The sequence below is a fragment of the Streptomyces sp. NK08204 genome (assembly GCF_020400585.1).
GTDB lineage: Bacteria > Actinomycetota > Actinomycetes > Streptomycetales > Streptomycetaceae > Streptomyces.
Map to the genome: position 1 here is coordinate 1 of NZ_JAINVF010000037.1, position 25,568 is coordinate 25,568.

The 25,568-nt window shown below is 70.0% G+C and carries 42 protein-coding genes; 34 read left to right on the top strand and 8 right to left on the bottom strand.

The annotated features are described in order from the left end of the window. Nucleotides 1-269: 269 nt before the first annotated feature. Nucleotides 270-1,574 (bottom strand): RIP metalloprotease, encoded by a 1,305-nt coding sequence (locus K7G59_RS32320; RefSeq protein WP_225840249.1) that lies wholly within the window; start codon nt 1,572-1,574, stop codon nt 270-272. Continuing rightward, complete coding sequence (dxr, locus tag K7G59_RS32325) at nt 1,571-2,842, bottom strand: 1-deoxy-D-xylulose-5-phosphate reductoisomerase (protein ID WP_225840250.1); 1,272 nt, start codon at nt 2,840-2,842, stop codon at nt 1,571-1,573. The genes K7G59_RS32320 and dxr overlap by 4 nt, the downstream gene beginning before the upstream one ends. Nucleotides 2,843-3,591: 749 nt before the next feature. Between dxr and K7G59_RS32330 the strand changes: the two genes are divergently transcribed. After that, nucleotides 3,592-5,259 carry a recombinase family protein gene (locus K7G59_RS32330; protein WP_225840251.1) on the top strand — a complete coding sequence of 556 codons (1,668 nt, stop codon included), beginning with the start codon at nt 3,592-3,594 and terminating at the stop codon, nt 5,257-5,259. Here the strand turns inward: K7G59_RS32330 and K7G59_RS32335 are convergent. Together K7G59_RS32335 and K7G59_RS32340 are read right to left on the bottom strand one after the other, a co-directional pair. After that, nucleotides 5,153-5,731, bottom strand: coding sequence for a hypothetical protein (locus tag K7G59_RS32335; protein ID WP_225840252.1), 579 nt, complete (start codon nt 5,729-5,731; stop codon nt 5,153-5,155). The two genes, K7G59_RS32330 and K7G59_RS32335, sit on opposite strands and share 107 nt — an antisense overlap. Before the next feature lie 13 nt (nt 5,732-5,744). After that, complete coding sequence (locus tag K7G59_RS32340; RefSeq protein WP_225840253.1) at nt 5,745-6,194, bottom strand: XRE family transcriptional regulator; 450 nt, start codon at nt 6,192-6,194, stop codon at nt 5,745-5,747. A gap of 192 nt (nt 6,195-6,386) precedes the next feature. Between K7G59_RS32340 and K7G59_RS32345 the strand changes: the two genes are divergently transcribed. From K7G59_RS32345 to K7G59_RS32440, 20 genes are all read left to right on the top strand, one after another. Continuing rightward, on the top strand, nt 6,387-6,677 hold the full coding sequence (locus K7G59_RS32345; RefSeq protein WP_225840254.1) for a helix-turn-helix transcriptional regulator: 291 nt from the start codon (nt 6,387-6,389) through the stop codon (nt 6,675-6,677). Further along, on the top strand, nt 6,674-6,853 hold the full coding sequence (locus tag K7G59_RS32350) for a hypothetical protein (protein ID WP_225840255.1): 180 nt from the start codon (nt 6,674-6,676) through the stop codon (nt 6,851-6,853). The genes K7G59_RS32345 and K7G59_RS32350 overlap by 4 nt, the downstream gene beginning before the upstream one ends. A gap of 92 nt (nt 6,854-6,945) precedes the next feature. Beyond that, a complete protein-coding gene (locus K7G59_RS32355) occupies nt 6,946-7,260 on the top strand; it encodes a hypothetical protein (protein ID WP_225840256.1) in 315 nt (104 codons plus the stop codon). Continuing rightward, nucleotides 7,257-7,982, top strand: coding sequence for a hypothetical protein (locus tag K7G59_RS32360; RefSeq protein ID WP_225840257.1), 726 nt, complete (start codon nt 7,257-7,259; stop codon nt 7,980-7,982). Before K7G59_RS32355 ends, K7G59_RS32360 begins: the two co-directional genes overlap by 4 nt. Further along, the gene (locus tag K7G59_RS32365) at nt 7,979-8,362 is read left to right on the top strand and encodes a hypothetical protein (protein WP_225840258.1); all 384 of its coding nucleotides are present in this window, start codon (nt 7,979-7,981) and stop codon (nt 8,360-8,362) included. Before K7G59_RS32360 ends, K7G59_RS32365 begins: the two co-directional genes overlap by 4 nt. Then, nucleotides 8,359-8,805, top strand: a complete 447-nt coding sequence (locus tag K7G59_RS32370; RefSeq protein ID WP_225840259.1) for a hypothetical protein — start codon at nt 8,359-8,361, stop codon at nt 8,803-8,805. Before K7G59_RS32365 ends, K7G59_RS32370 begins: the two co-directional genes overlap by 4 nt. Further along, the gene (locus K7G59_RS32375; protein ID WP_225840260.1) at nt 8,802-9,002 is read left to right on the top strand and encodes a hypothetical protein; all 201 of its coding nucleotides are present in this window, start codon (nt 8,802-8,804) and stop codon (nt 9,000-9,002) included. Before K7G59_RS32370 ends, K7G59_RS32375 begins: the two co-directional genes overlap by 4 nt. After that, on the top strand, nt 8,999-9,916 hold the full coding sequence (locus tag K7G59_RS32380) for a hypothetical protein (protein ID WP_225840261.1): 918 nt from the start codon (nt 8,999-9,001) through the stop codon (nt 9,914-9,916). The genes K7G59_RS32375 and K7G59_RS32380 overlap by 4 nt, the downstream gene beginning before the upstream one ends. Further along, the gene (locus K7G59_RS32385) at nt 9,916-11,007 is read left to right on the top strand and encodes a hypothetical protein (protein WP_225840262.1); all 1,092 of its coding nucleotides are present in this window, start codon (nt 9,916-9,918) and stop codon (nt 11,005-11,007) included. Before K7G59_RS32380 ends, K7G59_RS32385 begins: the two co-directional genes overlap by 1 nt. Then, nucleotides 11,004-11,738, top strand: a complete 735-nt coding sequence (locus tag K7G59_RS32390; RefSeq protein ID WP_225840263.1) for an exonuclease domain-containing protein — start codon at nt 11,004-11,006, stop codon at nt 11,736-11,738. Before K7G59_RS32385 ends, K7G59_RS32390 begins: the two co-directional genes overlap by 4 nt. Next, the gene (locus tag K7G59_RS32395) at nt 11,735-12,046 is read left to right on the top strand and encodes a hypothetical protein (protein WP_225840264.1); all 312 of its coding nucleotides are present in this window, start codon (nt 11,735-11,737) and stop codon (nt 12,044-12,046) included. The genes K7G59_RS32390 and K7G59_RS32395 overlap by 4 nt, the downstream gene beginning before the upstream one ends. Continuing rightward, the gene (locus K7G59_RS32400; protein ID WP_225840265.1) at nt 12,043-12,378 is read left to right on the top strand and encodes a hypothetical protein; all 336 of its coding nucleotides are present in this window, start codon (nt 12,043-12,045) and stop codon (nt 12,376-12,378) included. Before K7G59_RS32395 ends, K7G59_RS32400 begins: the two co-directional genes overlap by 4 nt. 3 nt (nt 12,379-12,381) lie before the next feature. Beyond that, nucleotides 12,382-12,564, top strand: a complete 183-nt coding sequence (locus K7G59_RS32405) for a hypothetical protein (RefSeq protein ID WP_225840266.1) — start codon at nt 12,382-12,384, stop codon at nt 12,562-12,564. Continuing rightward, nucleotides 12,561-12,782, top strand: coding sequence for a hypothetical protein (locus K7G59_RS32410; protein WP_225840267.1), 222 nt, complete (start codon nt 12,561-12,563; stop codon nt 12,780-12,782). Before K7G59_RS32405 ends, K7G59_RS32410 begins: the two co-directional genes overlap by 4 nt. After that, the gene (locus K7G59_RS32415; RefSeq protein ID WP_225840268.1) at nt 12,779-13,366 is read left to right on the top strand and encodes a hypothetical protein; all 588 of its coding nucleotides are present in this window, start codon (nt 12,779-12,781) and stop codon (nt 13,364-13,366) included. Before K7G59_RS32410 ends, K7G59_RS32415 begins: the two co-directional genes overlap by 4 nt. Continuing rightward, complete coding sequence (locus tag K7G59_RS32420) at nt 13,363-14,166, top strand: hypothetical protein (protein WP_225840269.1); 804 nt, start codon at nt 13,363-13,365, stop codon at nt 14,164-14,166. The genes K7G59_RS32415 and K7G59_RS32420 overlap by 4 nt, the downstream gene beginning before the upstream one ends. Next, the gene (locus K7G59_RS32425) at nt 14,163-14,729 is read left to right on the top strand and encodes a WhiB family transcriptional regulator (protein ID WP_225840270.1); all 567 of its coding nucleotides are present in this window, start codon (nt 14,163-14,165) and stop codon (nt 14,727-14,729) included. The genes K7G59_RS32420 and K7G59_RS32425 overlap by 4 nt, the downstream gene beginning before the upstream one ends. Continuing rightward, nucleotides 14,726-15,022 carry a hypothetical protein gene (locus K7G59_RS32430; RefSeq protein ID WP_225840271.1) on the top strand — a complete coding sequence of 99 codons (297 nt, stop codon included), beginning with the start codon at nt 14,726-14,728 and terminating at the stop codon, nt 15,020-15,022. The genes K7G59_RS32425 and K7G59_RS32430 overlap by 4 nt, the downstream gene beginning before the upstream one ends. Beyond that, nucleotides 15,019-15,360: a helix-turn-helix domain-containing protein gene (locus K7G59_RS32435; RefSeq protein ID WP_225840272.1), complete on the top strand. Its 342-nt coding sequence runs from the start codon at nt 15,019-15,021 to the stop codon at nt 15,358-15,360. Before K7G59_RS32430 ends, K7G59_RS32435 begins: the two co-directional genes overlap by 4 nt. Nucleotides 15,361-15,373: 13 nt before the next feature. After that, on the top strand, nt 15,374-15,697 hold the full coding sequence (locus K7G59_RS32440; protein ID WP_225840273.1) for a hypothetical protein: 324 nt from the start codon (nt 15,374-15,376) through the stop codon (nt 15,695-15,697). 58 nt (nt 15,698-15,755) lie between these two features. Here the strand turns inward: K7G59_RS32440 and K7G59_RS32445 are convergent, their stop codons facing one another. After that, complete coding sequence (locus K7G59_RS32445; protein ID WP_225840274.1) at nt 15,756-15,956, bottom strand: hypothetical protein; 201 nt, start codon at nt 15,954-15,956, stop codon at nt 15,756-15,758. 90 nt (nt 15,957-16,046) lie between these two features. Between K7G59_RS32445 and K7G59_RS32450 the strand changes: the two genes are divergently transcribed. The 13 genes from K7G59_RS32450 (at nt 16,047) to K7G59_RS32510 (ending at nt 23,700) form a co-directional block, all read left to right on the top strand. Next, on the top strand, nt 16,047-16,499 hold the full coding sequence (locus K7G59_RS32450) for an endonuclease domain-containing protein (RefSeq protein ID WP_225840275.1): 453 nt from the start codon (nt 16,047-16,049) through the stop codon (nt 16,497-16,499). 80 nt (nt 16,500-16,579) lie between these two features. After that, nucleotides 16,580-17,524, top strand: coding sequence for a helix-turn-helix domain-containing protein (locus K7G59_RS32455; protein WP_225840276.1), 945 nt, complete (start codon nt 16,580-16,582; stop codon nt 17,522-17,524). Beyond that, on the top strand, nt 17,521-18,270 hold the full coding sequence (locus K7G59_RS32460; protein WP_225840277.1) for a hypothetical protein: 750 nt from the start codon (nt 17,521-17,523) through the stop codon (nt 18,268-18,270). The genes K7G59_RS32455 and K7G59_RS32460 overlap by 4 nt, the downstream gene beginning before the upstream one ends. 151 nt (nt 18,271-18,421) lie before the next feature. Continuing rightward, nucleotides 18,422-18,763 (top strand): hypothetical protein, encoded by a 342-nt coding sequence (locus K7G59_RS32465; protein ID WP_225840278.1) that lies wholly within the window; start codon nt 18,422-18,424, stop codon nt 18,761-18,763. Then, nucleotides 18,760-18,960 carry a hypothetical protein gene (locus K7G59_RS32470; RefSeq protein ID WP_225840279.1) on the top strand — a complete coding sequence of 67 codons (201 nt, stop codon included), beginning with the start codon at nt 18,760-18,762 and terminating at the stop codon, nt 18,958-18,960. Before K7G59_RS32465 ends, K7G59_RS32470 begins: the two co-directional genes overlap by 4 nt. 17 nt (nt 18,961-18,977) lie before the next feature. Beyond that, complete coding sequence (locus tag K7G59_RS32475; protein ID WP_225840280.1) at nt 18,978-19,400, top strand: DUF4326 domain-containing protein; 423 nt, start codon at nt 18,978-18,980, stop codon at nt 19,398-19,400. A 54-nt stretch (nt 19,401-19,454) separates the two neighbouring features. Further along, nucleotides 19,455-19,907, top strand: coding sequence for an XF1762 family protein (locus K7G59_RS32480; protein WP_225840281.1), 453 nt, complete (start codon nt 19,455-19,457; stop codon nt 19,905-19,907). Nucleotides 19,908-19,943: 36 nt separating this feature from the next. Further along, nucleotides 19,944-20,486 (top strand): hypothetical protein, encoded by a 543-nt coding sequence (locus K7G59_RS32485; RefSeq protein WP_225840282.1) that lies wholly within the window; start codon nt 19,944-19,946, stop codon nt 20,484-20,486. Next, nucleotides 20,483-21,466: a site-specific DNA-methyltransferase gene (locus tag K7G59_RS32490; RefSeq protein WP_225840283.1), complete on the top strand. Its 984-nt coding sequence runs from the start codon at nt 20,483-20,485 to the stop codon at nt 21,464-21,466. Before K7G59_RS32485 ends, K7G59_RS32490 begins: the two co-directional genes overlap by 4 nt. 79 nt (nt 21,467-21,545) lie before the next feature. Then, nucleotides 21,546-22,502 (top strand): hypothetical protein, encoded by a 957-nt coding sequence (locus tag K7G59_RS32495; RefSeq protein ID WP_225840284.1) that lies wholly within the window; start codon nt 21,546-21,548, stop codon nt 22,500-22,502. 169 nt (nt 22,503-22,671) lie between these two features. Continuing rightward, a complete protein-coding gene (locus K7G59_RS32500; RefSeq protein ID WP_225840285.1) occupies nt 22,672-22,899 on the top strand; it encodes a hypothetical protein in 228 nt (75 codons plus the stop codon). 23 nt (nt 22,900-22,922) lie between these two features. Continuing rightward, entirely contained in the window at nt 22,923-23,339 is a 417-nt protein-coding gene (locus K7G59_RS32505; protein ID WP_225840286.1) for a hypothetical protein, read from the top strand. Next, a complete protein-coding gene (locus tag K7G59_RS32510) occupies nt 23,332-23,700 on the top strand; it encodes a thermonuclease family protein (RefSeq protein ID WP_225840287.1) in 369 nt (122 codons plus the stop codon). Before K7G59_RS32505 ends, K7G59_RS32510 begins: the two co-directional genes overlap by 8 nt. 422 nt (nt 23,701-24,122) lie before the next feature. On the opposite strand, the gene K7G59_RS32515 is transcribed toward K7G59_RS32510, so the two are convergent. From K7G59_RS32515 to K7G59_RS32525, 3 genes are all read right to left on the bottom strand, one after another. Then, on the bottom strand, nt 24,123-24,329 hold the full coding sequence (locus K7G59_RS32515) for a hypothetical protein (protein WP_225840288.1): 207 nt from the start codon (nt 24,327-24,329) through the stop codon (nt 24,123-24,125). 347 nt (nt 24,330-24,676) lie between these two features. Beyond that, complete coding sequence (locus K7G59_RS32520; protein ID WP_225840289.1) at nt 24,677-25,021, bottom strand: DUF6221 family protein; 345 nt, start codon at nt 25,019-25,021, stop codon at nt 24,677-24,679. Next, nucleotides 25,014-25,544, bottom strand: coding sequence for an AlpA family transcriptional regulator (locus K7G59_RS32525; RefSeq protein ID WP_225840290.1), 531 nt, complete (start codon nt 25,542-25,544; stop codon nt 25,014-25,016). Before K7G59_RS32525 ends, K7G59_RS32520 begins: the two co-directional genes overlap by 8 nt. Nucleotides 25,545-25,568 lie beyond the last annotated feature (24 nt).

A 25,568-nucleotide genomic window follows, 5' to 3' on the forward strand; every position in this document is an offset into this window, starting at 1 on the left:
TCCCCGCCCACGGCCACCGACCCGACCTGGATCTGCCGGCTCATCCGGCGCTCGGCGAGCTTGGTCGGAACGGACGGCATGCCGAGAGAAATCGCAGTCATCTGCTGTGCAACCCCAAGTCGTGGATCAAGGTCCGGTCCCGGAACAGCGGGCTCCAGGCTTCGAGATTACGGCACCGCCGTGGGCCCGAGCACACCCCACCCGGTGAACCCACTCGATGGGCGGCGGCCCGGAATACAAGATTCCGAGCCGCCTGGAACGTCGTACGGCTAGGAGATTTTCACCGGATTGACGACATCCGCGACCAGGACGAGCAAGGTGAAGCAGACGAAGATCCCCGCCACCACGTACGCCACGGGCATCAGCTTGGCCACGTCGAACGGGCCGGGGTCCGGCCGGCGCAGCACCCTCGCCACGTTCCGCCGCAGGGACTCCCACAGGGCACCGGCGATGTGGCCGCCGTCGAGCGGGAGCAGCGGAAGCATGTTGAACAGGAACAGGGAGAGGTTGAAGCCGGCGAGCACGAAGACGAACATGGCCAGCTGCTGCGAGGCCGGGATGTCCAGCGTGGCGATCTCGCCGGTGACGCGGGCCGCGCCGACGATGCCCATCGGGGAGTCCGGCTGACGCTGGCCGTCACCGAAGGCGGCGTCCCACAGGGCCGGGATCTTGCCGGGCAGGGCGACCAGGGAGTCGACGGCGTCGCCGACCCGGTCGGTCATCCACGTCACGGACTCGCCGAAGTCCTGCTGGTGGACGCCGGTGGCAGCGCCGAAGCCGAGCCAGCCGGCCTTGACGTACTTGCCCTGGACGTAGCCGCCGCTGGAATCCTTCTTGGCGACCACGTTGGTGGCGATCTTCGCATGCAGGGTGAGCGGCTTGCCGTGCCGCTCGACGACGATCGGGACGGTCTTCCCGGCGCTGTCACGGATGAGGTCCGAGAGCGTGTCCCAGTCCTTGGTGGGCCTGCCGTCGAAGGAGACGATCTTGTCGCCCGCCTTCATGCCGGCGGCCTGGGCCGGCGAGGCCGGGTCGGACTTCTTGCAGCTGTCGCGGTTCTCGCTCTGGGCGATGACGCAGGGCGAGACGGAGGCGACGGTGGTGGTCTGCTGCTGGATACCGAAGCCCATGAGGACGGTGAGGAACAGCCCGATCGCGAGCACCAGGTTCATGAAGGGGCCCGCGAACATGACGATGACCCGCTTCCACGGTTTGCGCGTGTAGAACATGCGCGTCTCGTCGCCGGGCTTCAGTTCCTCGAAGGCCGCCGAGCGGGCGTCCTCGATCATGCCGCGCCACGGGGAGGTGGAGCGGGCGGAGACACGGCCGTCGTCGTCCGGCGGGAACATGCCGATCATACGGATGTAGCCACCGAGCGGGACGGCCTTGATGCCGTACTCGGTCTCGCCCTTGGTGCGCGACCAGATGGTCGGGCCGAAGCCGACCATGTACTGCGGGACGCGGATGCCGAAGAGCTTGGCCGTCGACAGGTGCCCCAGCTCGTGCCACGCAATGGAGACGAGCAGGCCCACTACGAAGACCACTATCCCGAGGATGAACATCAAGGTCGTCATGCACGCGCCTCCGCGTTCGCCGGCCGGTGGGTCAGTTCACGGGCCCGGGCCCGCGCCCAGGTCTCCGCTTCGAGGACGTCCGACACGGTGAGTGAAGTTCCCGCGTTCGGGGTGCCGTGCTCCTCGACCACCCGGGTGACGGTCTCCATGATGCCGTTGAACGGCAGAGCGCCGGTGCGAAAGGCCTCGACGCACTCCTCGTTGGCCGCATTGAACACCGCCGGGGCGGTGCCCGCGAGTTGCCCCACGTGCCGGGCCAGGTTCACCGAGGGGAAGGCCTCGTTGTCCAGTGGGAAGAACTCCCAGGTGGAGGCGCTGCTCCAGTCGAAGGCCGGGGCGGCGTCCGGGATGCGTTCGGGCCAGCCCAGGCCGATGGCGATGGGGCCGCGCATGTCGGGCGGTGTCGCCTGGGCGATCGTGGATCCGTCGGTGAACTCGACCATCGAGTGGACGTACGACTGGGGGTGCACGACGACCTCGATGCGGTCGAAGGGAATGTCGTACAGGAGGTGTGCCTCGATGACTTCCAGGCCCTTGTTGACGAGGGTCGCGGAGTTGATCGTGATCACCGGGCCCATGGCCCAGGTGGGGTGCGCCAGGGCGTCCTCGACGGTGACGTTCGCCAGCTCCTGCTTCGTACGGCCGCGGAAGGGGCCGCCGGAGGCGGTGACGACCAGCTTGCGCACGTCCGCGCGGCTGCCGGAGGCGAGGGCCTGGAAGAGCGCGGCGTGCTCGGAGTCGACCGGGATGATCTGGCCGGGCTTGGCGAGCGCCTTGACCAGCGGGCCGCCGACGATCAGCGACTCCTTGTTGGCGAGCGCGAGGGTACGGCCGGCCTCCAGGGCGGCAAGGGTGGGCGCGAGGCCGATGGATCCGGTGATGCCGTTGAGGACGGTGTGACAGTCCGAGGCGGCGACCTGGGTGGCCGCGTCCGGTCCGGCGAGGATCTCGGGCAGCGGCTCCCCTGCGCCGTACCGCTCGGCGAGCGCCTGGCGCAGCGCCGGCACGGCGTCCTCGCGGGCGACGGCGACGGTGTGCACCCGCAGCCGGTGCGCCTGCTCGGCGAGGAGGGCGACGCGGGCGCCGTTCGCGGACAGGGCGGTGACCCGGAAGCGGTCGGGGTGGCGCAGGACCAGGTCGATGGCCTGGGTGCCGATGGACCCGGTGGAGCCGAGGATCACCACGTCCTTCGGGCCGTCTCCCGCGAAGGGGTCGTACACGAGATGCGGGTCGGCGAGGGGTGCGGGACTGGCGGGACTGTCGGTCATCCCCCCATTCTTGCCGCAACCGCCGGCCGCCCGGACAGGGCGTCCCTCGAGCGGGCGCGCCGACGGCGGGTCTGCGGTTCTTTCGGCGCGGGGTGGGTGGTTCTTTCGGCGTCGGGGCCGGCGGTTCTCCCGGCACACGGCCGGCGGTTCTCCCGGCGCACGGCCGGCAGCTCTCCAGGGGGGCGGCGGTTCTCCCGGGGGTCCGCGGTCCTCCCGGCGCACGGCCGGCGGTTGTGCCGGGGGTCAGGTCGGCGGCTCACGTCGCCGACAGGGAGTGTCGGGGGACCTCGCGCTGCGTCCGAGAGGCGGCGAGGACACGCTGTCGCGGTGTGCCCCGCCGGGCCGGGCTGGTCACGGGCGAGTGACACCGCGGTGCGTCGCAGGCGCACGAGCGCGGCCGTCCTGCCCACGCAGGGCTCGTCACCACCGCTCAGCTCGGCCTCGCCGGCCCGGCCACGCCCACGCGCGGCCCGGCCACGGCCACGAGGTCGAAGACGGTGTCCGCGTACACGGGGACCTTCGGGAGAAGGGCGGTCTCGGGGTGAAGGCGCCCACCAGGCACTTGCTCAGCAGCCGCCTTCCGTGGCACGGGAGCCGGGGCACCCGGGGCGCTTGCCCTCGGGTGCCCCTCGGTCGACCGGATACGCCTAGCCGCCGAACGGGCGGCGGGCGTTCTCGCGGACAGGCGGTCCGGGGGTCGCGTCCGCGAATCACACCCAGGGCCGTCCAATCCCGGGTAGCGTAAGCCCATGCCGATCGCGCCCGAGTACCTGCACATGGTCCACCCCGGCGTCGTCTTCCACGCCCTTCTCTACGGTCGCAACTCCCGCGACCCGAAGAAGAAAGGCCGCTCCGTCGAGGCCCAGTTGAACGACGGACGCGACCTCTGCGACCGCTTCGAGTGGCAGATCGTCGAAGAGTTCAAGGACGCCGGCCTCAGCGCCAGCCGCCACGCCCGCCGAGACCGCGACGACTTCGAGGCGCTCCTCGACGCCATCGAGAACGGCCCCTCCATCCCCGGCGTCATCCGTATCTGTGTCGCGTACGAGGCGTCCCGCTACTACCGCGACCTTGAGGCGTACGTACGTCTCCGGAACGCCTGCTATCACGCCGGCGTGCTGCTCTGCTACAACAACACGGTCTACGACCTGTCCAAACGCGAGGACCGCAAGGCGACCGCACAGGACGCCATCGCCGCGGAAGACGAAGTCGAGGGCATCCGCGACCGGAACGTCCGCACCGCCCGGCAGACAGCGGAAAAGGGCGGCGTCTGGGGGAAGATCCCGTTCGGATACTCGCGGAAATACGACCAGGACACCGGCGAGTTGCTCGGCCAGTACGAGCATCCGAAGCATGGGCCGATCGTCCTTCAGGCGCTCAAGCACATCGACAGCGGCGGCTCGATCAACTCCCTGATCAAGAACCTGAAGGCCAACCCGGAAGCCGCCCGCCCTGACGGAGCGGAGTGGAACGAGGGCCTCGTCAAGTACATGCTCCTCAACCGGGCATATCTCGGCGAGCGTGTCCACCACGGCGAGTCCGTGAAGGCACAGTGGGATCCAATCAAGGGCCTCGACACACCTGAAGGAAAGGCCCTGTTCCGCCGCGTCACCAGGACCCTCACCGCTCCGGGCCGCGGGGAGATCCGCGACTCGCGCGCCGCCCACCTGATGTCCCATCTCGGGCTGTGCGGCGAATGCGGAGACGACCACCTCATCAGAGCCGACAAGGTCGGCGGCATAGCACGCCCCGCCCGGCGTATCTACCGGTGCAAGGACAACCGCGACATCACGATCTCCGAGGACATCCTCGACGCGTACGTGGAGCAAGCCGTGCTCACCTGGCTCCGCAAGAAGAAGGAGGCACGCGCGGCACTGATCCCCAATGAGGGCAAGGTGGCCCAGGAAGTCCAGAAGGCACAAGAACTCCTCGACGTCTATACCGAGGAACTTGAGGAAGCCCGCCGACTGAACCGCACACGCAACGAGCAGGGCCGGCCGCTGTTGTCGCTGGCCGTGTTGTCAGAGAAGGAATTGGAGCTGCTGCCGAAGATCGAGGAGTTGCAGGAGCGGTTGCAGGCAGCCACGGGTGTGCCCCTGCTGGTGCAGGATCTGCTGAATGCGGCTGACCCGGAGGTGCTCTGGAACGGTTCAGAGGCCACGGAGGATGTGCCGGCAAGGCTGGGCCTGTCGCTGGAGCAGAAGCGTGAGGCGCTTCGTCAGATAGTCACGGTGCGTGTGTACAGGCAGAAGGACCGGAGGCGGAAGGTCTCGGACCGGGTGACGCTGTCGTTCATCGGTTCGGCAGGGTTCAAGGTCCCACGATCCCGTGTTCGCGGGATCGCTCCCGCTCCGGCCCGTGCTCGCGGGACCGTTCCCGTTCCGCGGCATGGTCGGGCTGCTTCGGAAAGGGAATGAGGTTGCCCCGTACCAGCTCAGCATCGGCCTTGAGCATGCCGGCCCGCTCCATCATCGCGCCCGTCTCAAATGCTTCGGATGCAAGCCGTGCACGCTCCTCCTCGAACTCCTCCCGCAATCTCGCCCGTTCAGCGAGGAGGGATGCGGCGATGCGGGCTCGCTCGGCGGCCATGTCGCGGTTGAGGCGGCCCTGTTCACCTTCGAGGCCCATCTGCAGGGCCTGGTAGCGGGCCCGTTCGTCGTCAGCCCTGCGCTGGGCTGCAGCAAGCGCGTTCCGGGCATCCGTGGTGTCGACTATCCAGCCGCGGATGAGGACCAGCACGACGATGACCAGCCCGGCCATGGTGATGCACGAGCCTCCGACGACCTGCGGGAGGTTGTCAGTGATGATGCCGCGGCCAGTGAGGGTAGACCCGACGATCGCGGCAAGACCTGTCGCGCCGATGGTGACCCGTGTGCCGCTCGTGTTCATACGTACCCCCGCGTCACATCTGTGCTGCTGTCCCTCCGCGGTTCGCGTCATGATCAGCAGCCTCGTTCTCTAGACGCTTGAGACGCTCGATGGTTGCAAAGAACATCGCCCGTCCTACTTCGTCTTTGATCCCGAGTTGATCGGCCGCTTCCTCTGGAGTGAGGCTAGAGCCTACCTGCGTTCGATCAGATTCGGACAGTGACGGAAGGGATTCAGGCGACAGGACGCCACCTTCCACGAGAAGCATGCGCACGTCGAGCCCGGTCCGTTCGGCGATCACCTCGAAAAATCGCGGCTCAGGGACGGCTTGGCCTTGCCACATCCGGCTGACACTACTTTCGGTCATGCCGGTATCCCGGGCAAAGCGGGCTTTGGCGCCGTGGCCTGTGTAGCCGGCGCGTTCGGCGGCGGGCACGACGATGTCGGCGAAGCGTCGTGCGCGCGTCGGCTGGGGTGCGGTCATGTCCCGTGACTCTACCTCCCTAGTTAGGGAGTAGCCAGAAAATCCCTCGCCCGCAAGGGTCGTTATTACGCCACTGACCTGCATTGATGCAGGCTGCCGATTCATTCGAACAGACATTCGCCTGGAGTTTCACTCTTCCTTCACAACCTCTCTCCCTTGCGAGGGAGGGTGATTAATGGCAGACTCTCCCTCGTGAGCAAGGAATCGCCCTCCATCAGCGGCAACCCCTGCCAACCGCCCTCCGAAGGAGGTGACTACGTGTTCCGCCTGGACGTCGCCAAGCTCCTCAAGGCCACCGCCGCCCGCGGCGACAAGACCGGCGCTGCGATCTACCGCCGCACCGGGATTGCCGAGTCGTCCGTGTACCGGATCCTCAACGGCGAGACTCAGCCTGACTTGAACTCGGCCATGCGACTTGCCGAGGCATATGACCTTGACCTACGCACCGTCATCCAGCGCGTCCCCGTCGAGGTCGCCGCGTGACCCGCGAAGAGCGCCACGCGCTCCTCGGCCCCGAGGTCCTCAAGCACATCGAAGCGATCGTCGACGCCGCCCCCGAGCCCACGCCGGAGGTCGTCGAGCGTCTGCGCCGCATCTTCACCCAGCCGCAGGGCGCGCTTCCCGCGCCGAGCCCCGCACTCGCGGCCGAAGCCGCCTGATCCCCATGAACGCGCCGAAGGGCCGCTCCGACTGTGCCGGCCTGAGCGACCCCCGACTCGGCAACCTCATCAACCCAAGGAAGAAGGTCACCTTGACCAGAAACTCTACCCAGATCAGCGCGGCGACCGCGCTGGTGCAGCTCCTGACGGAGCACCCCGAGCTGTCCGAGCACCTGACGTGGTCCATCAGCCGGACCAGCCCGGTCCTCGTCGGGTACATCCACGACGGCGGGATGCGTGTGCTCGCTGACTGCGCCGACTTCCTCGGCGGCAGTATCCGGGCGGGCGTCGAGCACGGCAGCAGCGCCGAGCGACTGCGGCAGCACGTGCTGACGGCGCGGTGGCGGGACGTACCGGTCGAGATCATCGTGTCGGTGCCGGTGCGGTCTTTGGCGGTGGCGGCATGAGCGCCCCGCTGGTGGTGAACACCACGGACGGAACGTGCTGGACGCGCCGTGAGGGCGAGCGTGACGGCCAGGCCCTGTACGCGCCGGAGAAGTGCGGCGGCTGCCCGGAGTTCGTGATGGCGACGCTGGCAGAACTGGCGGAGCACGGGATCGTCGGATCGGCCAGCGTCCTGCCGATGCCGGTCGGCCCGGAGCCGCTGAGCGATGAGCGGATGGCGGAGATCCGGTCGCTGGACCTGCTGTCGATGATGTCGGACCGCGTGGCCCCGGTGGTCAGCCGCGCTCTGGCTGACCTCATCACCGAGGTGGAGCGGCTGCGGGCGCAGCGTGACCGGCGTCGTGCCCGGCTGGTGGCGCTCCAGAACGATGCGCTGAACATCCGCGGCGCGCTGTCCCCTAACGGGGAGGCGCGGAAGGTGCCGATGCCGTTGGGCGAGATGCTGCTGCCCGCGGTGGAGTGGCTGATCAGCCGTGTCGCCGAGTTGGAGGCGGAGCGGCACTCGACGAACGAGGCGCTGGATGACGCGGTCCAGGAACTGCGAGCCCGCCGCGACGATGCCGTCCCGTACACCGTGACCGCGGAGGCGCATGCGCAGATGCGTGAGGGCCTGAGCAGCTATTTCGCTGGTAAGCGGGCGGCATTGGAGGACCCGCACGACGGCCCGCTCGCGCACCAATACCTGCTGGGACGGGACCTGCCGGAGACGGGCGGTACCCGATGAACCACTCGAAGAAGCCGCAGCAGTCGTTCTCCCTCGGCGCGAACCATCTGCACGGTGTGCTCCGCGTCGACCAGATCCGCACCGACACCCTCATGCAACTGGTCCAGCACTGGGCCGACCCGCAGTCCCGCGACGACATCATCGACGCCCTCGACGAACTCGCCGCCGTCGTGTGCGGCCCGCGCAGCGAGGGCGAGCTGGACACCGCGATCGAGCAGGTCGAGGACGCGGCCGGTATGGACACCGCACAGATCGAGGTGTCCATCCAGGACACGTTCCGGCTGCGGGACGAGCTGACCGAGGTGGTACGGCGCCTGTCGCGGTTCAACCCGAAGCGTCTGACGCCCGGCCAGCGCCGCGAGGGGGGTGCGGCAGCGTGAGCGCCCTCACCGAGAAGGTGGCCGCGCTCGTCGCCCGACAGCGCGCCCAACAGACCGACGCCGACCGGCAGGCCCTTCAGACGGCGTACCGGCACCAGCCTGAGCCGCTCGAAGCCGAGTTCTCCCAGCTCGCTTGCGACCACCCCGACAGGTGCTCGTGCCCCGGCGACTACCCGGGATGGATGCCCGGAGGCCCACGCGTGACCGCCTCCAGCCGCGAGGTTCGCCTCGCCCAGCTCCTCGACACCATCCGCACTCACCCCGGCCGCCGGTGGACCGCCAGCGGTGTGCAGGACTGGCGGCGCTTGATCGGCGGCCCGACTCAGCGGAGCACCGCCCGCCGGGACCTGGCAGAGCTGGCCCGCCGCGGCCACCTGATCCAACACGGCCCGGACGACGGCCGGTTCTACACCCTCAAGACCAGGAAGGACGGCCGCTCATGACGGACGCCGACCGCATCCTCGGCCAGATCGAACGCGGTGAGATCGCCGTGGGAGCCGAGGCAGCCCGCCGGATCGCTGCCCGCCACCAGGCCGCTTACGGCAACGCCGTCTGGGGCCCGGCCTCCGCTCCGGCACCGTCCGCGGACGACGCCTGGGCGGATGCGCTGATCGTGCTTCCGAAGGACGGTGGCGCGTGACCATTACCACCGACGCCGGGGCCCCCGCGGCCCCGGCCGCCGGCCGCCGCTCCCGCACCAAGCAGGAGCCGACCGGCACCGACCGGATCCCCCAGCCTTCCCAAGGTTGGTACCGCGTCCCCGGCACCGACATCAAACTCCGCCGGGTCACCACCATCCTCAACCAGGGCTTCCCCAAGCCGCAGCTCGTGTTCTGGGCCGCGAACCTCACCGCTGCCGACGCCTTCGCCACCCTCCCCAAGCTCGTCGCCGCCAGTCTCAACCCGGCCGACAAGGAGGAGGCCTACGACTGGCTCCGCAAGGGCCACATCCGCAAGAAAGACGAACGCGCCGAGGTCGGCGGCGCCGTCCACGACGTCATCGAAGCGAAGGTCTTGGGCGAGCCGATCCCCGAGGCGCTCCTCGACAACGACGAGATCGCCCCGTTCATCGACCACTTCCTCCGCTTCGTCACCGACTGGGAGATCGAGTTCGAGGCCTCCGAGATGACCGTCGGGAACTTCACCGACGGCTGGGCCGGAAAGCTCGACTACCTCTTCCGCTCCCGCCCCATCGCCCACCTCCTCGACGTGCCGCCGAAAACCCTGTTCATCGGCGACACCAAGACCGGCGGCGAGCTCGACGAGAAGGGCGTGTACCCGGAGGCCGGTGCGCAGATGTCCGCGTACCGCAGGGCCGAGGTCTGCTGGCTGCGGGACGGAACGCAGCTGCCCATGCCGAAGGTCCACGACGTCGGGATCGTCCTGCACCTGCGGCCGGAGGGATACCGGCCGATGCCGCTGAAGTGCGGTGACGACGTGTACGAGGTGTTCCGCCACGTCCAGCAGGTCGCCGAGTTCCAGCGTGTCCTCGCCAAGTCCGTCGTGGGCGAAGCCCTGACCCTTCCCACCCGCACCGAAGAGAAGGCCGCCTGATGCCCATCCTCACCTTGCAGCAGCGGCTCCGTGAATTGGGCCGCATCCGCATCGGCCAGAAGGTCGCCACCTCCAACGGCAAGACCCGGCCCGGCAAGCTCGACCGGTTCCGCCTCACCTCTCCGTCGAAGGAACTCCTCGACAGGGTGGCCGCGAAGTACGGCGGGACCGTCGCCCCGTGGACGCCCGAGGGTGGCGCCGGCCAATACGAGGTCATCACCGACGCGCGACGCATGCCGATCCACGTGCCGCCGCAGCCCGTCTCCCAGTACTTCGAGCTGTGGTCCGGAGGCGGCTGCCAGCGCCGCTGCGACGGCGTCACCGAGCTGCTGAAGGACCGGCCGTGCATCTGCGGCCCGGACCCGGAGCAGCGGCAGTGCAAGCCCACGACCCGCCTCAACGTCGTGCTCTCCGAGATCGAGGGTGTCGGCGTGTGGCGGCTGGAGTCCCACGGCTACTACGCCGCCCTCGAACTCCCGGGCGTGGCCGAGCTGCTCGCGCAGACCGGCGGATACGTCGAGGCGTTCCTCGGACTGGAGCAGCGCACCGCGAAGCGGGACGGACAGACTCGGCACTGGATGGTTCCGACGATCGACCTCGCAGTCACCCCGGCCGCGCTGATGGCCGGTGCCGCGTCGGTGGGGACGGCGGTTGCGGCTGGCCGGCAGCGGGCCGCGATCGAGGCGCCGCGCCCGGACTATCTGCGGCTCGCCTCGGTCGCCGAGACACCCGACGCGGTGCGCGAGTTGTACGAGCAGGCCGTCGCCGCGGGCCACATGAACAAGAAGATCGCTGATGCGTTGACGGCCCGCGCGGCTGAGCTCGGCGCGCCGAAGAAGGCGCCGGTGAAGAAGGAGCCGGAGCCGACGCCGGACGCCGAGGGGGTGTACGACGCCGAGTTCGTCGACGATCCGGCCGACGTACAGGCCGTCTGGTTCCAGGTCATCGCCGCCGCCGGCCAGCACGGTCTGACCACCGAGCAAGTCGAGGCCGGGTTCGCACAGCGCAACGGCGGCACGCACCCGTCGTCCGGCACGGTCGCGCAGATGACGGCGTACCTCGCCGCGGTGAAGGCGGGTGAGGTCCGATGAGCTGGCACCTGAAGCGCATGTGCGCGTTCGACCTGGAAACGACCGCAGCCGACCCGGAGACCGCGCGGATCGTCACCGCATGCGTCGTCCAGGTCGGCGGCAACCAGCCTCCGCAGGCCGCCACGTGGATCGCCGACCCCGGGGTGGAGATCCCCGAGGAGGCCGCGAAGATCCACGGCTACACCACGGAGCGCGCCCGGAAGGAAGGCCGCCCGGCCGCCGAGGTCGTCGAGGAGATCACCGCCGCGCTCGGGCAAGTCCTGGCGCACGGTGTTCCGATCGTGGCGATGAACGCCCGCTACGACCTGACGGTGTTGGACAGGGAGTGCTGGCGTCACGGGCTGGAGACCCTCGTCGACCGGTACGTCGATGACGTGATCTGGCCGGTGATCGACCCGTTCGTCATCGACAAGCACGTCGACCGGTACCGGCGCGGCTCCCGCACTCTGACCGCATTGTGCGAGCACTACGCGGTGAAGCTCGACGGCGCCCACGACTCCGCGGCGGACGCGATTGCGGCGGCACGGGTGGCGTGGCGGCTGGGGTCGACCCGGCCGGAGTTGGCCGCGATGGGTCTGGAGGAGCTGCATCACGCGCAGATGGCGTGGGCGCGGGAGCAGGCGGAGGGGCTGCGTGAGTACTTCGCGAAGACGCCCGGTAAGCAGCATCTGGCGGACACGGTCCGGCCCGAGTGGCCGCTGATCCCGGCACAGCGCGGGGGTGCGGTATGAGGTGGCCGTTCGTCTCCCGTTCCCGCTACGAGGTCGCCGTCGGAAAGGCCAGCTACGCCACCGAGCAGGCCATCGACACCAGCATCGTCAACAACTGCCTGACCGACGCCAACCTCGCCGTCGCCCGCCGCCTCACCCGGGCCCTGCGCGCGTGCAAGCGGTACCGGGCCGCGCTCGCCGCCGAGCAGCGGCGCGCGGACCGCCTGCAGCAGCGACTCGACGACTGCCTCGGCCTCAACACCGCCCAGGTCGCTGAGGGCCAGCGGTGGCAGCAGACCCGCCACGACAAGAAGGGGACGGTGTCGTGACTCCGGAGATCACCATCGGCGCCGCGTCCCTGATGGGCTCGCTCGTCGTGGCGACGGTGGCTGTGCGGTGGGCTGTCAGCCCGGCGCCCGCGCGTGCCCGGCATCGGCGGGTGTACGGAGCGGCGACGGTGCAGCAGATGGTGCACTGCCCGGCCTGCGCCCGGACGACCGCGGCCACCGTCCACGGCACCGCGGTGCTGTGCTCCGAGGGCCATCTGATCGCCGCGGACCCCGAGAGCGCGCGCGTCTACCCCCTGCTCGCCGACCACCCCGGCCTTGACCGACTCCTCAACGCCGTCCGCCACGACCGGCACAACCAGAAGGGGGACTGAACCATGAGCGACACCACGATCACCGCCATCGACGGCACCGACGCCCTCGCCTTCGTCATCATCCGACCCGGCCAGACCGAAGGCGGCGTGTCCATCGAGGCCGCGGCCAAGGGACTGAGCAAGCAGGCCGCGGCGTACGTCCTGCGACAGGTCGCGGACATGTGGGACGCGGAGGAAGCTCAGTGACCATCGTCGCCATCGTCGTGCTCGCGATATGGGCGCTCGGCATCATTGCCACTGCCGCCGGACTCGCTGTGATCGGCCGCGACGACCTCACCCTCGACGCAGCCATGTCCACTGACCCGGTCCGTGCCTGCCTCGCTCTGGCCGTGGTCACCGTGTTCTGGCCCGCTGCTGCTGTCGTGGTCGGGCTGCGGCACCTGATGGAGCGGGGGCAGCGGTGAGCGCCCTGTTCGATCTCGCACCCGAGGTTCCGGCCACTCCTGTGGTGGCCGGGCCCCCGGCCCCCTTCACGATCATCGCCCTCGACCTCAGCCTCACCTGCACCGGCATAGCCGGGGTCGGCTGGACCGACCGAATCCGCACCAAGCTCCGCGGTGATGAGCGCCTCGCCTACCTGGAGACGGAGATCGCTTCCTTCATACGGACCGCGGACATGGTCGCCATGGAAGGCCCCTCGTACGGACACGGCGCCATGGCCGGGCACGAGGAACTCGCGGGACTCCGGATCCTGGTCCGCCGCTACTGCCACCGTCACCAGCTGCCATACGCGGTGATACCCCCATCGAGCCTGAAGCTGTACACCGCAGGCCGCGGTAACGCCACCAAGGGCGAGGTCCGTTCAGCGGTCGCCGACCGGTACGGCATCCACACCGAGGGTGCCGGCCGATACGACATGGCCGACGCGTACGGCGCGCTCGCCGCAGCGTCGGACTGGCTGGGCCAGCCGCTCGCCGACGTCCCGGCCCGGAATCGCGCGGCGCTGGCCGGCTGCCAGTGGCCCGACCGCGAGGCGATGACCTCGTGACCCACCTGCCCCCTCACGGCGCCTACAGCCGCTACATCTCCCACGGCTGCCGCTGCCAAGCCTGCCGAGACGCCGGACGCACCTACCGCCGTCTGCTCGGCTACGACCGCGTCAACGGCGTCCGCCGCCGCATCGACAACACGCAAACCCGCATCCACGCCGAACAACTCGTCGCCCGCGGCTGGACGCACGCACAGATCGCAGCCGCCGCAGGGCTCAGCAACGGCAGCATCCACGACGTACTCGCCGCCCGCTACAAGACCATCAGCCGACACGCCGCCGAAGCCATCCTCAGCGTCCGCCTCGACCAGACACCGCCGATCCCGCGTGGACTGGTCAACGCAGCAGGAACACGACGACGTCTGCAGGCCCTCATGGTCCTCGGGCACACACTGCCCGACATCGCTCGACGAGTCGGTGTCGGCGTCAGCAGCTTGCAGCAGACCGTTGACGGCCGGTGGGTGATGATCCGATCCGGTACGGCCACAAAGGTGGCACGGGTCTACCGCCAACTGTCGCTGGTCAGCGCCCCGCCATCGCGGTCTGCCGAGCAGGCCCGAAACCAGGCCATGGAACGGGGATGGTACGGGCCGATGGCGTGGGCAGACATCGACGACCCTGCCTGCCAGCCCGACCCGCAGGAGCCAACAGCGCCCCGCCACCTGCACGCCGACGACATCGCCGAGCTGGCCGCGAGGGGCCTGGACGACGTCGAAATCGGCCGCCGGCTCGGAGTGTCCCCGCGGACCGTGCTCCGAGCCCGCATCACTCACAACATCGGCAACGGAGCAGCAGCATGACGTCGGAGTCCAATCGCAAGACCAGTTGGTACGACAGCGCCGCGTGCGCGTCCCGGAACATCGATCCCGACATCTTCCACGCCGGCGACCGTGACCAGATTGAGGAGGCCCGGTCCGTCTGCGCGGGGTGTCCCGTCCGCGCCGAATGCCTCATCGATGCCTACGAGGTGGGCGACCAGTGGGCCATCCGCGGGGGCCTGACCGACAAGGAGCGTCGCCATTACCTGCGCCTCGCCGAGGGACACGTGGCACGTGCCGTTTCCGAGGCCCTCGATGACGTGACGGTCCTGGTCCGGCATATCTATGAGCAGCACACCCGCCGTGACGGGGTCCATGTGGTGTGGACCGATACGCGGCACTTCATCAACGTGCGGAAGCAGCCGTACACGATCCACCAGCTGGCGTTCCTGGCCCTGTTCGGGGTGCCTCCGGTGGGTCATGTGAAGCGCAGGTGTGACGTCGAGGAGTGCGTGGGTCCGTCGTGTCTGTGGGATCGGCGGATGCGGGATGCCGCCCGGTGGGCGAACGCAGACGCTGGCGCCACGAAGAACCTCGCCGCATGACCGGCCCCCGAGTTCGTCGCCCGTGCGATGTGCCGTGGTTCCCGCACGGCCTGCTCCGGGCCCGTCCGTTCCCGTGCGGCTGGCGCTGCAACCGGCACACCCCGAACGCGCTCCACGGCCTGCCCGAGATTCCCGCCGGGCCCGGTATGCCGGCCGCCGCCTGGACCACGGCCAGCCCCATCAACGACTCCCGCGTCCACGACGCCCGCGCGATCGCCTCCGACAAGCGGCGCTCCGCCCCGGGTACGTACCGCGCCGCGCAGGCCACGGTGCAGGAAGGAAGACCCCGATGACCGACGAGACCCCCGCCAGCGTCAGCGAGCAGGCCGCTCGCCTGTACACCCAGGGCGCCAGTATCTCCGCGGTCGCCAAGGCGATAGGCCGCTCCTACGACGCGACCCGCGCCCTGCTCGTGGAGGCCGGCGTGCGGATCCGTATCGGCCCGGTCCAGGCGTCGAGCAGCCAGCAGGCGTGGAACAACGGCGGCCGTCCGCCCCTCAAGCACCAGCCGTCGAAGCTCACGCCCCAGCAGCACGAAGAGATCCGCCGCCGCCGCGCTGAGGGGGAAACGCTCCGCGCGCTGGCCGCCGAGTACGGGGTCAGTCCGGCAACGATCCACCGGTACAGCTGAGAGGAGTCCCCTCATGACCGCGCTGCAACCCACCCTCGACGACACCCTCCCTACACCGGCCGTCGACTACCCGACGTGGGTCGACCAGGTGCGCCCCGCCTTCGTGGAGGCCGCGCGCACGGGCCGGCGGTTCACCGCCTACGAGGTAGCGAAGGACTGCGACCTCCCCGAGCCGGCCAACCCGCGCGCCGACTGGGGCAACTTCGTGCAGTCCCTCGTCCGCGACGGACTCCTCGAACACTGCGGCTTCGACCGTTCCCTCCGGCCGACCGGCGAGCACTCCGCGGTCTCCGTCTGGCGCGGCACCCGCGCCGCCCAAGCCGGCCGAGTCGCGTAGCCGGACACGACAGAGGCCCCGCACACGGCGGGGCCCGGAGAGAAGGGAGGGAACGGTGTCAGGACTTCGAGGCGGGTGCGATCTTCGCGACCCACTCGCGCGTGAAGCCGGTCAGCTTCGCCATGTGCGACGGCCCCTTACCGGCGGCGCGCCCGCGCACGAGCAGGTCGCGCAGCTCTTCGTCGGCGCGTTTGAAGGCCTCCTCAGCCCGGGTGCGCTTCTTGGCTGCGGCCTGAATCTCCATGTCGAGGGCGTCCATGCCGCTCATGGTGGCACAGCCAGTCACGGTCGCGCTACGCGAACGCGGAACGAGGTCGCGAAGAGCGATCGCGAACGGTATTCTCATGTCATGACGGATGAGACACCGCGCATCCCGGCCCGCCGACGCATCGACTACGGCCACTCGCCCCGGGGCGACAAGTTCTGCACGCACGTCGCCTACGGCCTGACCTGCGCCCAGTACGACTCGCTCCGGGACCGGGCGCAGGACGCGTGCGAGGTCTGCCGGACACCGGACAGCGACACAGTGCGCGGCGAACTGATCATCGACCACTACCAGTGGATGGATCTCTTCTTCGTGCGCGGCCTCCTGTGCGACCGATGCAACCAGGTCATGGCGCGCCACGACCGGAAGGTCACGTGGGGCCCGAAGACGCAGCCGTGGCGTGAGAAGGCGGCGACCTACCACCGCGACGCGTGGGGCGCCACGCCCGACCAACTGGCCCTCGCCAACCAGCAGATTGCCGCCCGCACCCCATGGACTCGACGCCTCTCCGGCCTGACGGCACAGGAGCGCGCATGAGTAACCGGGCGCTCGAACAACCGCCCTGAACAAGGGCGTTACTCGACATGCCCTGACCAGCGCAATCGAAAGAAGGACCGTTGAGCATCGAAGCCACCGTGTGGGCGCTCAAGTACGCGCCGCCCATGCCGCCGCAGCTGCTCGGCACCCTGTTCGGCCTCGCCGACCACGCCGACAAGCGCGGCCGTGGCGCCTACCCCTCCGTGCGCACGCTCGCCGCTTATGCGTGCAAGGCGGAACGGTCCGTCCAGCGTGACCTCAAGGAGCTGATCAAGCTCGGTCTGATCCGTCCCGGCGATCCCGCGGCAGCCGCGCACATCCCGGCTGAGCGCCGGCCTGCGGTCTACGACCTGGCCATGGAACGCACCGTTCCGGGCGGGCGCGCGGGCGATGACGAGGTGACGCAGGCGTCACGGGTGACGCTGACGTCATCCCGTGCAAGGGGTGGACGTAAAGCCGCAGCTCAGGCCACGCCAGGGGTGACGCCCACGTCAGGGGGTGACGCCCACGTCACCGGTGACACCCACGTCACCTCCGGGGTGACGCCCACGTCCGAGTGGGGTGACGCCCACGTCGCGACCGGGGTGACGCCCACGTCACCCAAACCGTCCTTTGAACCACCCACTAACCGTCCGTTGAACCGGGGGGTGGCTGACGCAGTCGACAACACCGCGCACGACCGGGCGCTCGACGCCTGGCCCGAAGGCCCCCCCGCCCCCATCGACACCGACGGCTTCACCGTCACCGACGCCATGCGCCGCTGGGCCAACGAGGTCCACCCCCACGTCAACCTCACCCACTCCACCCAGCAGTTCATCTCCCACTACCGCTCCACCGGCACCCGCCGCCGCAACTGGCCCGAAGCCTGGCGGAAGTGGATAGCCGAAGACGCCGACCGCGCAGCACGCCGCCCCGGCAACGTCTTCCAACTCCCCACCGGCCAAACCCTCACCGGCACTGACGCCAAGGTCGCCGGATGGATGGCCATCGCCGCACAACTCCGCCAACGAGGAGACTCCGCATGAACGAGGAAGAAGCTGCCGAACTCCTCGGCCACTGCACCGCCTTCGACAACCGGCAGCCCTCCCTCACCGCCGCCATCGCATGGGCCTCCGCCCTCCACGACGTGCCCCTCGACGAGGACGCGAAGGACGCCGTCGCCCTCTACTACCGAACCCCGCCGGAGAACCCCAAGGACCGGTTGTGGATCCTTCCGCACCACGTCCGCACCTTCCGCGCCAAGATCCGTAACGCCCGGTTGGAGAACTTCCAGTACGAGCCCGTCGGCGACGAAACCCCGACCGAGTTCCTCGCCCGCTACCGCGGCCAGGTTCAGGCAATCGCCTCCGGCCGCGCCGCCGCCCCGACTGGCCGGCAAGCGCTGGAGGGTGGCCCGTCGAAGGCGTTCATGCGGGAACTGGAAGCCCGCGGCTGGCAGGGCAACCGAACGGTCCCCAGCTCCGACGAGGAAGCCGTGGCCGCCGAGCTGATCGACACCGTCCGCCGCTCCGGCCCTCTCGGCATCATCTGCCCCGCCTGCCAAGCGGCCATAGGCAGGCCCTGCAAGACCCCCAGCGGCTCGGACAGGCAGCCACTCGGCAAACCCCGGCTGAAGCCGCACAGCGCCCGCCTGCGGGCCGTCAACGGTGAGCCCGAGCAGGCCGCCGAAGAACGGGCCGCGCAAGAGCAGCGGATCCGCGACATGTCCGCCCGCCACCTCGCCCGCGAAGACGAGATCCACAACGCCGACATCGTCGACGAAGCCTCATGACCCACCCACCCGAATGGGCCATCCGCTGCCCCTGGTGCAACGCCCCACCCGGCCAACGCTGCACCAGCCCCCGCGGCCGGCGCCTCGCCATCGAAACCCACGACGCACGCATCACCGCCTGGAAAACCGCCGCACAGAACGGAGCCAGCGCATGACCACCCTGCCCGAACCCACCGTCCAGGCCACCCGCTACGTCGTCTCCTGCTTCGAACCCGACGACCACGATGGCGCCCACTTCAACCTCGCCGTCGAATACCGCGGCCGTGGCCTGTGGGCCGTCGTCCGCCACAGCCAGTGCCTCGCCGCAGACGGCACCTGGTCCTGGGAGTCCATCCCCAGCGAACGCGAAGACGAGTGGCTGGCCACCCACCGGTTCGACCTCGACACCGCGCTGAAGCTCGCCAAACAGGCCGCGCCTCACATCACCGTCAACGGCTACACCGTCGCCGACGCACTCCGCATGGCAGCCAAGCACACGGCGGACCAACGGTGAGCCCCCTCGAACGGCTCCTCACCGAAGCCATCCCCATCCGCCCCGAGCCAGCCGAACGCCCCGCCCCCGCAACCCCCGGCGGCTACTGGACCCAAGCCGAGCAAGACGCCCACTGGACCACCCTCTGCGCCACCGTCGGCACCCCCGACGCCCAACGCCCCACCCGACACGCCACAGCCCACCAGACGGCCGCCTAGACGCCACGGAGACACCAATGAGCCCGACCCGCATCCAACGCCGCCGCACCAAGGGATGGCGCAAGCCCGAAGGCGCCGTCTACGTCGGCCGCGGCACCCGCTGGGGCAACCCCTGCACCCAAGTCCGCTACCCCGCACTCGACGGCTCCGAGTGGGAACACGAAGGCCGCCTCGGCAAGACCTCCGGCCAGCGCCACGCCTACGTCCACCCCGACAAGACCGTCACCTGGCACCTCGTCCAGGACGCCACCCGCGAGCAGGCCACCGTCCTGTACCGCCGCTGGCTCGACCAACGGCCCGGCCTGGCCGACGCGGCACGCTCCGAACTCGCCGGCCGCGACCTCATGTGCTGGTGCCCACTCCCCGAACCCGGCCAGCCCGACCACTGCCACGCCGCCGTCCTGCTGGAACTGGCCAACGCGCCCCACACCGCCGCCTGACCGGCACACCTCGGGCCAAGACACCCACCCCACCAGCCACCGAACGGAGCACCGATGAACCTGCATCTCGTGCCGGTCCGCTTCCGCGACGCTGCCGCCTTCGTCGGCATGTGGCACCGGCACCACCAGGCCCCCGTGGGCATGGTCTTCGCCGTCGGAGTCGCAGACGACCACGGAGTCCTCCACGGCGTCGCTATCGTCGGCCGGCCCGTCGCCCGCCACCTCGACAACGGCCAGACTCTCGAAGTCACCCGCACCGCCACCGACGGCACCGGCAACGCGAACTCGATGCTGTACGGCGCGGCATGGCGCGCTGCGCGTGCCCTTGGTTACACGCGGCTGATCACCTACACGCAGGCCGGCGAGACCGGCGCCAGCCTTCGCGCAGCCGGGTGGCGGGTCATAGCCGAACGTCCCGCGAACCCCGGATGGAACCGGCCGAGCCGTCCACGACAACCGACCGGCGCCGAAGGCATCCCGCGAACCCTGTGGGAAGCCACCGCCTGACCCCGTCCCGCCGTACCCCACCACCAGGAGACCACCGTGGCGCTCTGCCGCAGATGCAGCACCGTCATCCCCTGCCACTGCCACCTGACCCCGCCCACCCAGATCCGGCCCGGCGTCTACACCGACCGAAACCAGGAGACCACCGTGACCACCGACCAGCAGCTCGACGAGTACGAGACCGCCGTCGCCGCCTACCAGCAGCACCCCGCCCTCGGGTTCGCCTGCTGCTCCGCCCACCCCGCATCTGATGCAGATGCCGCGCTCGTCGTCGAAGTCCGCCGCCTCCGCGCCCAGGTGGCCGAGCTGCAAGAAGCCCAGCGCCTGGAGTGGACGCTGATGCAGGCGCACAACCCGCACACCCCGCGCCTCTGCGAGTGCGGCCACAGCCACCACGCCCACACCGTCCCAGCCCCGCACGGCTGCTTCGCCTACGGCAAGACCTGCCCCTGCGAGGCGTACCGGCAGCTCCCGCACGACCAGGCCGTGGCGCAGCTCGAAACGAACCGGCAGGCCGCAGCCGAACGCGAGTCCGCCCTCGCCGCCGCTGGTTCGGCTGCCGCGAACGAGGACGGACGATGAGCAAGCCGTACTACAGCGACGACCAGGTCACCCTCCTCCTCGGCGACGCCCTCGACGTCCTCCGCACCCTGCCGGACGGCTCCGTCAACTGCATCGTCACCAGCCCGCCCTACTACGGGCTTCGCGACTACGGCACGCCCGGGCAGTACGGACTTGAGGCCACGCCGGCCGAGTATGTGGAGACGATGCGTCGGCTGTTCGCCGAGGCGCGGCGGGTGCTTGCCGACGACGGGACACTGTGGCTCAACCTCGGTGACTCGTACAACAACACCGCTGCCGGGCAGAACGCGTGCAACTCCAACCGCGACGGCAGCAGCGACGCCAAGCAGCGTGCGACTGAGGACGCGCTGGGGCGGCGGAAGACCCTTCTCGACAGGCACCTGCCGCCGAAGAACCTCCTCGGTATTCCGTGGCGCACGGCCTTCGCCCTTCAGGACGACGGATGGATCCTCCGCAACGAGATCGTCTGGCACAAGCCGAACGCCATGCCCGAGTCCGTCCGTGACCGGTTGTCCAACCGGCACGAGCACTTGTTCCTGTTCGCCAAGTCCCCGCGGTACTGGTTCGACCTCGACGCCATCCGAGAGCCGCACAGTGCGGAGTCCATCGCCGGAGCGAAACGGAGGGCCAAGTCCAAGTCCGTGTACCTGGAGGACGGAGTCGGCGGCCAGAAGTTCCACAACTTCGCCGACGTGAACGCCCGCGGTGCGAACCCCGGTGACGTGTGGCCGATCAGCACCCGCCCATACCCGGCTGCCCACTTCGCGGTGTTCCCGATCGACCTGCCGCTGCGCTGCATCAAGGCCGGGTGCCGACCGGGCGGGACCGTCCTCGACACGTTTTCCGGCTCCGGCACGACCGGCGCCGCGGCCCGCCAGCTCGGCCGGAAGTACATCGGCGTCGACCTGAACCCCGCCTACCACGACCTCGCCAAGGACCGGTTCGTGCAGGGCGTCCTCGACTTCGACATTCCCGCGTGACCGCCAACGCCTCGGCCGCCCCGCGTGAGGTAAGCGCGCGGGCCGGCCGGGCACCCCACTCTCTCACCTGGAGTTGATCGTGAACCAGACCGACCCGACCGCCGCCATCGAGGTGTGGGCCCGCATGCTGTGCGCTGCCGACGTCCACGTCCACGGTGACGACCACCCGACCTGGCAGCAGCTGGTCGGCGATCCCGGCCAGCGCATCAGGGACGACTACCGCAAGGCCGCCCGCTGGCTGCTGCCCCGGATGACCATTGCGACCAAGCCCGCCGCCGCGTCTGCCGTGGTGTCCCCGCCGACGAACCGGGCCGCCGGACTGCTGGACGCCGCTGCCGAGTGCGACAAGGCCGGAGGCGCCTACGCCGAACGCGGAGCCAACGACGCCGCCGGTGCCGCCTTCGTCCTCATGGAGACGTTCCTCCGCAAGGCAGGCGAAGCTGAGTACGAGGCCACCCCGTGCTCGGTGCCCAACGTCTGCGAGGACGGCGGGGAACCCTGCGAGGCGCACGAGCGGATCCTCGGCCATATCGAGGGCTACCACGACCTATGCGCGCCGGACTGCGGGCAGGAGTGGCAGCGCCGTCTGGCCGTCGAGGCGCACGGCACCGGGACACAGCAGCAGGAGGCGCACCCGCCGCAGCACACGTGGAAGGTCGAGTCCCCGCGCCGCGACCAGTGGGCCAGTTGGGGCGCCACCTACGACGAGCACGACTGGGCGCGCGAGAGCTACGAGTCCGCCACCAGCACCGCGCCCGCCCGTCCGTTCCGGCTGGTGCGCGCCACGACCACGTACACCGTCGAGGCCGAACACACCCCGGCCGTGCCCGCCCCTGTGGCGCAGCAGCCCGCGGCAGCCGACGGCGAGGAGCTGGTGCACGTCGGCTGGTGGTGCTGGCGCGGCGACAACCACGGCCACCTCGCGACCATGGCCTGCCGTAGCGACAACGTGCCGATCCACGTCCCCGCCGAGTGGGCCGACGACATGCGCGCTGTCCTCCAGCGCCTTGAAGACGGCGACGAGGACGACGACTGACCCGTCCTGCCCCGGCTGCTGGCATGCGGGCAGCCGGGGCGTCGCGGGGCCAGGAACGCGCTCAGCGCCCGTCTCGCGGCCGAACTCCCCCTCGCGCGGGTCTCGCAACGCCAGACCCGCCCACAGAGCCTCCAGCGCCCGCACAAGCGCCCGACAGACAGGAACCCCGATGACACCCGCCGACGAACTCCGCACCGCCGCAGCCGAAATGCGCGCCTACTGGGCCGGACCCGCATCCGAAGCCACCGCGCAACTGCTCGACTCCGCCGCCGAACTCGCCACCGCCTACCCCGACCTCGCACGCGACCACGACCGCGAGACCTGCGACGACTACGCCTGCGACCTCATGGGCCGCAGCATCCACCTCGCCCGCACCATCACCGCCAACACCATCTGACCCACCGACATCCCGGAGCAGTCATGACCGACCGGATCCCCCTCGACCACCTCACCAGCGACGCTCTCGACGCCCTGTACGAGCAACTCGAAGCAGCCGAAGCCACCGAGGCGCAGCGGCAACTGGCCACCGCCCGCGACGCCTTCGCCTCCGCCACGACCAGGTCCGCACGCGCCGAGGCGGAACTCGCCAGGCTTCGCCAGGTCGCCCGCGGCTACTGCCCCGCCTGCGGACGCGGCGACGCCGCACCCACCGTCCAGGACTGGGAGCAGCAGCGGCAGCGCGCCGACCACCTCACCACCGAGATCACCGCGCTCCGCGACGACCTTCGCGGCATCACCGGCGCCCGATGGATCGCCGACATGCTCGACACCATCCTCAACCAGCCCGCGCCGGCAGCGACCCAAGCGACCGACAACCAGGAGCAGCCCCGTGTATGAGTACTCCGCCCGCCTCGTCCGCATCGTCGACGCGGACACCCTCATCCTCGACATCGACCTCGGCATGCACACCTGGCTCCACGGCCAGCGCATCCGCGCCGCAGGCCTCAACGCGCCCGAACTGGCCACCGACGCCGGTCGCGCCGCGCTCGCCTGGGTACGCGACTGGTTCACGCAGCACGCGCCGGTCGGCATCATCACCGTCCGCACCGAGAAGGACCGCAACGACAACTACGGCAGGTTGTTGGGCACGATCCTCGCGCCGGACGGGGCGTGCCTCAACACGGACATGCTCGCGGCGGGGCAGGCCCTACCGTGGCCGCGCCCCGCCGCCGAGGTGAAGGAGACGACTGGTGCCTGACCTGCACGGCTGGATCACCCAGCAGATCGACCGCGCCGGATGCTGGCTCGTCGAGCACGGCCACCCCGGCGCGGCCGAACTGCTATGGCGCGCCTGCCGAATGTGGTGAACCGGCTTGACGGCCGTGGCATCCTGAACCCAGCCCGCTCGTCTGCCCGCGGGAAACCCGGGCACCCGAAAACCAGTCGGCGCAACAGCCGAGCGGGCCACCGTCTGCCGGGATCAGGCCGGGACCAGGGAACTGGACCCTCCCGCACCACAAGCCGCGCCCCAACGGGGACCAACGCCGCAGCGGGGTTAGAGGCCCCCGGAGATACGCGACGGCCCGCCATCCACACCAGGATGACGGGCCGCGCTATGAGTGGGTGCCCCCCCTCGGCCGAAACCGTACGCCCATCCCCGGCCGGAACGGAACCCTCGCGTCACCGCCCCCACACCTCCGGCCCGCCGCCCCGCCACTCGATCCAGTCGGCGCCGGCCACGTCCAGATCGTCCACGCCCTCCAGGCCGGCGCGCTCCAGCAGGACCGCGACATCCCGCAGCGACCACGCACGGCCGAGCTGCTCCCCGTCCACCCGGACACGCCGGCCGCCGTCCTCGTCCGGGGGATACACGACCACCGCAGGCATACCCCCCAGCCTGCGGGAACGGCCCGGGAGTCGCAGGCTGGGCACCGCCGAACGGGCGCAGCGCCTGCCATCCTGGTGCGCATGGCCCCAGACGAGACCCCCGACCGCCCCGACGACGGCGAAGGCTGGCCCGACGTCTACGGCGAGGCACCGCCCGCCGACGAGCACCAGCTGTCGACGCGCCCCGACACCGTTTGACACGGCACCTACCCTGAGTTCAACCGCAGGCGCTACTCCTGGCTCGCGCCGGCGGCTGCTACTCGCCCTGGCTCCGGGTGTGGCGAAGCCCCGACCACCACGGTCGGGGCTTCGGCGTTCCCGCGGGGCTCAGCCCCAGCCTGCGTCACTCACGGCCGCCACTCCTCGCGGTAGCCGGGCCGGTCCGCGTAACGAAGTGCGAGGTTCGGAAGGATCACGCGCCGGTACTCCGACAAGATCGACTCCACGCCGGTCATCACCAGCACGCCCGCCGCCATGGCCTTGTAGCGGCCGAGCAGGTCCCGGCTGGCGTCGATCTCGCGCAGCACCCGAGCAGGATCATGCTCCACGATGTGCTCACGCACCTGGGGCGAGAGATCGGGCGCGTAGAAGGCAATGCCTTCCGTGTCCCACTTGCCGTTGCCGGGGCACGCCTGAGCGCGCGCCGTGTCGGCAGTGAGCTGCTCGTCGAGCCACCGCACCAACTCATCCATCCGACGCCTCCGGCTCGTCAGCCGTGCGCCGCAGCAGGTTCGCGGCGTTCTCCATGCCCGACAGGTACGCGCCTGTTGCTTCAGCGCTGCCGGACGGGTAGTCATGCACCTTGTCCAGGTGGGCGGCAGCCTCCCGCAGTACGGCCGCCCGATAGGCGTTGAGCATCTTCACCGCCTCGTCCCACGGAACGCAGCGCTTCTCCGCCACCTCGTTGTACGGCGGATCGTTCAGGGCGGACAGGATCGCGATACGCGGGTCCACAGTGGTCGACACGGCCTCTCCTTGCTGCTCGGGCGGGGAACTGCGCCTCTTGCCCGGCTGCTTGGGGTTGGCTGCGAAGAAGGCAGCCACCTCATCCGCGCGGAACCGGGGCCGGGTGCTGCCCTCACCCTCGACGGGCTTCGGGAAGGCGCCACGCCGCCGGTGAGAGTGCACCGTCTGGCGGCTGACCCCGTGCTCCTGCGCGATCTCCGAGACGGTCATCAAGCGCGGAACCCCCTCGCTGTCAGGGCTCTTGGGCACGGCAACATCCTTCCCGAACCTCTT